This window comes from Aliiroseovarius sp. B-4, from assembly GCF_056857795.1.
Genome location: NZ_JBSXNV010000002.1, coordinates 1 through 4,760 on the forward strand (window position 1 = coordinate 1; position 4,760 = coordinate 4,760).

General features: G+C 63.0%; 6 protein-coding genes. All 6 read left to right on the forward strand.

Features of this window, described 5'->3' with window-relative positions; translation table 11 throughout:
* Positions 1 to 114 precede the first annotated feature (114 nt).
* Entirely contained in the window at positions 115 to 465 is a 351-nt protein-coding gene (locus AC13C8_RS00015) for a zincin-like metallopeptidase domain-containing protein (RefSeq protein ID WP_482845982.1), read from the forward strand.
* Between the two features lie 68 nt (positions 466 to 533).
* Positions 534 to 923, forward strand: a complete 390-nt coding sequence (locus AC13C8_RS00020; RefSeq protein ID WP_482845977.1) for a DUF3768 domain-containing protein — start codon at positions 534 to 536, stop codon at positions 921 to 923.
* A gap of 154 nt (positions 924 to 1,077) precedes the next feature.
* Positions 1,078 to 3,060, forward strand: coding sequence for a ParB/RepB/Spo0J family partition protein (locus AC13C8_RS00025; RefSeq protein ID WP_482845978.1), 1,983 nt, complete (start codon positions 1,078 to 1,080; stop codon positions 3,058 to 3,060).
* A 74-nt stretch (positions 3,061 to 3,134) separates the two neighbouring features.
* Positions 3,135 to 3,728, forward strand: a complete 594-nt coding sequence (locus AC13C8_RS00030; RefSeq protein WP_482845979.1) for a regulator — start codon at positions 3,135 to 3,137, stop codon at positions 3,726 to 3,728.
* Positions 3,728 to 4,381, forward strand: coding sequence for a DUF6927 domain-containing protein (locus AC13C8_RS00035; protein ID WP_482845980.1), 654 nt, complete (start codon positions 3,728 to 3,730; stop codon positions 4,379 to 4,381). Before AC13C8_RS00030 ends, AC13C8_RS00035 begins: the two co-directional genes overlap by 1 nt.
* A 124-nt stretch (positions 4,382 to 4,505) precedes the next feature.
* Positions 4,506 to 4,760: type II toxin-antitoxin system PrlF family antitoxin (locus tag AC13C8_RS00040; RefSeq protein WP_482845981.1), on the forward strand; the 255-nt coding region annotated here is incomplete at its 3' end.

Genomic DNA, 4,760 nt, shown 5'->3' on the forward strand with positions numbered 1-4,760 from the left:
TTTTCCAAACCGACCTCTCTCTGGCTGAAAGACGGACGATCTCTGCCGCCGTCTTATGCAGCCTGAAAACGCGAGGAACCCAACGAAAAAAGCAATCGCCAGCAGAAACGCGGCATAATCCAAACATCGGCATTATGGGCCTTATGCCGATGTCGGCATAAGACCCATGCCACCAAAGCGCGCCATCGGCTGAACCGGGACTACGGTTTGTCACGCTTCGGCAACACGGCCTATGCCCGCGAAGAAATCGTCGCCGAGCTGACCTCGGTGTTCCTTGGCCAGACGCTCGGCTTTATAGCCCATACACTCGAGATGAACGCGGCGTATCTCTACAACTGGCTGCGCGTGCTGCGCTCTGACAAGAACGCGATCTTCAAGCACGCGGCCGACGCGCAGCGCGCCTGCGACTACCTGATCGCACGGTCGGAGGCGGGTAGTGCAGGGGAGGGCGCCCAGGCTGCTTGAACGGTTTGTGCTAGTAAAGGGAAAGCAGGCTTTGGGGAGGGTGTTTCAGCTTTTCAAAGGAATGCCCCATGACCATCGCCGTACAACCCCAGACAGACAGCCCTAATCCGAGTGTGATCGCAGCGCAGAACGACGCGTTTCGCAAGCTTGCGTGCCTCGGGGTGCCGCCCGCGCAGCCCATCCAGGGCCGGATGCATGTCACCCGCTCGCTTATGGAGGCCGGCGACGGCTTTATGGCCGAGGCGGTGAAGGCAACCGGCGAGTTTGCCACGTTCGAGCAGGAGAATGATCCGGAAGGATGGCATGATTTCGGGGCGGTCGAGATCCGGGGCGAGACCGTGTTCTGGAAACTGAATCTGTATGAAGCAGGCTCGGATTTCCGCTACGGGGCCGAGACCCCGGACAACCCCGCCACCACCATGCGCGTGCTGACCATCATGCTGGCGCGCGACTGGTAAAGGGGCAGGGGACGCCTCCCCCTGACATCTCAGACGATGAAGGCCCGCTGCCCCTCAAAAGGCAAAGCGGGCCTTCTGTCGTTTTGATCCCCGAAGCCGGGGATTGGTCGCGCGCGAGCGCGGGCCGCACCATACCCATCGAAAAGGACATCCTATGACCGCAAGTTTCAAACCCGTCTCCGTCGCTATCGGCGATCTGACAGCTCATCCCGCCAACGTGCGCAGCAACTCCCCGGAAACCTATGACCCCGAGAACATCGCGCATCTCAAAGCCAGCATCGCCATTCTGGGCCTGCTCCAGCCGCTTCTGGTCCAGAAGCTTGACGGCAAATACGCCGTCCTCGCTGGTGGCCGGCGCCATGCCGCGCTGAAGGAGCTGGTCGCCGACAAGGTCGCGAAGGGGTTCACCGCGAAAACCAAGGTGGACTGCCGCCTTGTGCCGGAAGAGTGCGACGTCACCACGGCGCTGTCGCTCGCCGAGAACATCACCCAGGCACCGATGAACGCGATCGACGAGTTCGAAGCCTTCGCGCGGATGATGGAGGTCGACGGCCAGACGCCTGAGACCATCGCAAAGACTTTCGGCACGACCGTTGCCGCCGTGAAAGGCCGGTTGCGCTACGGGCTGATCCACCCCGATATCCGCGCCGCCGCTCGGGCGAAGACGATCACGCTCGACACGATGAAGGCCTTTGCGGAGCACCCGAGCCAGGAGGTTCAGCGCGAGATCTACGAGGCGCTCACCAAGGAAGACAGCTATCTGCAGGCCTATACCGTCCGGCAAGCGCTCAAATCCCGCGGCGTGCAGGTCAGCGACGATATCGGAGCCTTCGTGCGCGCGGACTACGAGGCGCGTGGCGGTGCCGTCGCGGCTGACCTTCTGGAAGAGCACTCCGTGCTCGAGGATGCGGCGCTGGTCGAGACCATCCTGCTCGAGAAGCTCGGGGTCGCCGCCGAGGAGGCTCGCGCAAAACTGGGCTTTGCCTGGGCGGATGCGATGGTCCGCTACGATTACGCGACCATGGCGGACTATGGCCGGGTCTATCCCGGCCCGATCGAGCCGGATGAGGCTGCCCAGAAGCGCATCGATGAGATCACCGCCGAGCTTGAGCAACTGCAACTCGAGATGGAAGATGAGGGGCTCGACGACGGCGCCTACAACGCCCTTTACGACCGCGTCGACGCTCTGGAAGAGGAAGCCCGCGACCTGCAGGAGGCCTATAGCGCCGAGGATCTCGCCCGTGCAGGCGTGATCGCGTCCTGGTCCAACAGGCAGGTGACGCTCCATGTGGGCCTCTTGCGCCCGGAGGACATCGTGAAAGAAGAGGGCGCGCGCGCCGCCTCAGCCAACACGACCGGGGAGGAAGCCCCCGACGCCGGCGAAATCACCTACCCGGCCTCGCTGGCCGAGGATCTCAAGACCGAGCGGGCCATGGCATTGGGTGCCGCGATGGCGCTGCATCCCGAGGCCACACTCGATCTGACGCTCTTCAAGCTGGTCAGTGACGTTCTGGCCAGCGGCATGAGTGTCACGCAGGCGATAAAGGTCGAGGCCCGGAAGGAATACCGCAGCCACGCCAAGATGGACGAGATCGACGAGACCTCGCTCGAGCAGGTGGCGGCGGCGCATGATGCGCTGGACCTCTCGTGGCTCGATGACACCCGGTCCCCTGCCGATCAGTTCGCGGCGTTTCGCGCGCTGGAGGCAGGCGAGAAGGCCAAGCTCGTCGCGTATGCCGCCGCCAGCACGACGCAGTCCTGCTTCGCGCGGGACCCGCAGCGTGACAGCCTGATGCATGACTTCGAGATCGAAATCATGCCCGATATCCGCGCGCATTGGACGCCGAATGCGGCGCTGTTCAACCGCTTCAAGAAGGCGTGGCTGCTGAAAATCCTCGGCGAGGATCTGGGTCTCGCCCAGGAGGCTGTGACGCTGGCCTCGTCGAGCAAGAAAGAGATTGTGGCCTTCTGCGACAAGCTTTTTGCCGAACCCTTCGCCACGCTGACGGATGTACAGCGCGCCGCAGTCGCGGCCTGGTGCCCGCCGATGATGCAGACCGCCAGTGTAGTCTGTGATGAGGCGGAGCCCGCCTCGGAATCTCCCGAGCCTGACAGCGAGGTCGCGCAAGCGGCCTGAGTCCTCACGCGACCCGCGCGGGGCATTCCGCTCGCGCGGGTCAATCCTCTCAAACTCAACTGAAAGACATCCCCATGGCTATTCTCAAGTTCTCCGCCTCCGCCGTCGCGGCGCAGATCGCACATGCGCGTGCATGCAAGACCTTCCTGCCCAATTGGAACGGACCGGAGGACAGGCCCGCCCTGATCCTCATCGTCGGCAATGGCGTGCATCTGCGCTCGAACGGCATCGATGGGACGACCACCCGCATCGTCACCACCGAGCAGGCCGCTCCCTCCTTCGCTTTCGCCGATGGCATGAACCCGTTCCGGGACACAGATTGGATGGCACAGCGGCGCATGGCGTTCCGTGACCTGACCGGTCAGTTTTACACTGACATCCTCGACGATGTGCAGGTGCTCATCGACCGGGGGCAGGGGGCGATCCGGCTCGCCACCGATGGCCACAGCATCCGCGTCTTCGTGCGCCGGGCGTCGGACTATTTCATCGGCGGGACCTACGAGGTGCCCTCGGGCCTCGGCGGCACCTTCCGGGTCATCCTCAAGGATGCCTGCGATACCTTCGCGATCGTGCAGAACTGCGGCAATTGCGAGGATTTCGACGCTATGCAGCCCTATTGCGTGCCGCTCGATGCGCTGATGGAACTCGATGACCGGAGGGCGGCTTGATGGGATGGCTTTTCTACACCGACCGCCGTATCAAATCCTACGCGGATGAGAAGGCGGAAATTACACGGCTCTGCACCTTCGAGGGCGACACGCGCAAAACTGAACTGGTCAAGGCCTGCAAGGTCGCCTCCACATGGTATGCGGCGGCAAGGGTTACCAATCTCGACGGCACCGCTGTCGAAGACACGACCTATGTGACCGATGCGGATGGCTCCATCACGTTCGGGGCTGTCTTCCTCACCCGATATGATGACGGCTGCTGGGGCTACAAGGACTTGGAGGAAAGCGCGGGACCGAACGAGTCTCGTGCTCCCCTTGGGCTGATCGAGCTCCTCTCCGACCTGAAAGACCCGGACAGCTACGCCCAGGACTGGCGTCAGCGCTGCCGGGATTGGGCTGCGATCCCGGACTACGAGGAAGGCGACAAGATCAGGCTCGCCACCCCTGTGACGCTCACCGATGGTAGCACCTGCCAGATCGTCACTGCGACCCACTACAGGCGGGGCCGGCAGAAACGCCGCTGCTACCGCATCGAGGAAACCGGCGGGCTCGTACGCCTGTCGAAGGCCTCGCTTGCGGGCTCGGAGCTGCTCAGTTCCGCGAAAGGTGCGGCTAGCCCGGTGCTGGCGGAGTTCCTGGCCGGGCGAGATTAGGTCCTGCGCCGGACGGTTCATCGGCCTGCCCGGCGACAGCAGATGCTGCGGCTTGTCTTGACAAGGCAATGCAAATGCATTACCTATCGCGGGCAGCAAAGACCCTTTTCTTCAGGAGACTGCCATGACAGCCCTCGCACAAGATGTCTCGAAACTCACGGATCGGTATCAGACGACCGTGCCGGCGGGTGTGCGCAAGCAGCTCAAGCTGGGCAAGGGCGACCAGATTCGCTACTGCACCGAGCCGAGTGGCAGGGTCTATATCGAGCCCGTGCGCAGCGACGAGGAAGATCCCGTGCTCGGAGCCTTTCTCGATTTTGTCGAGGCCGATATCAAGGCGCATCCGGACCGCATTCGGGCGTTCGATGGGGCTTTGCAT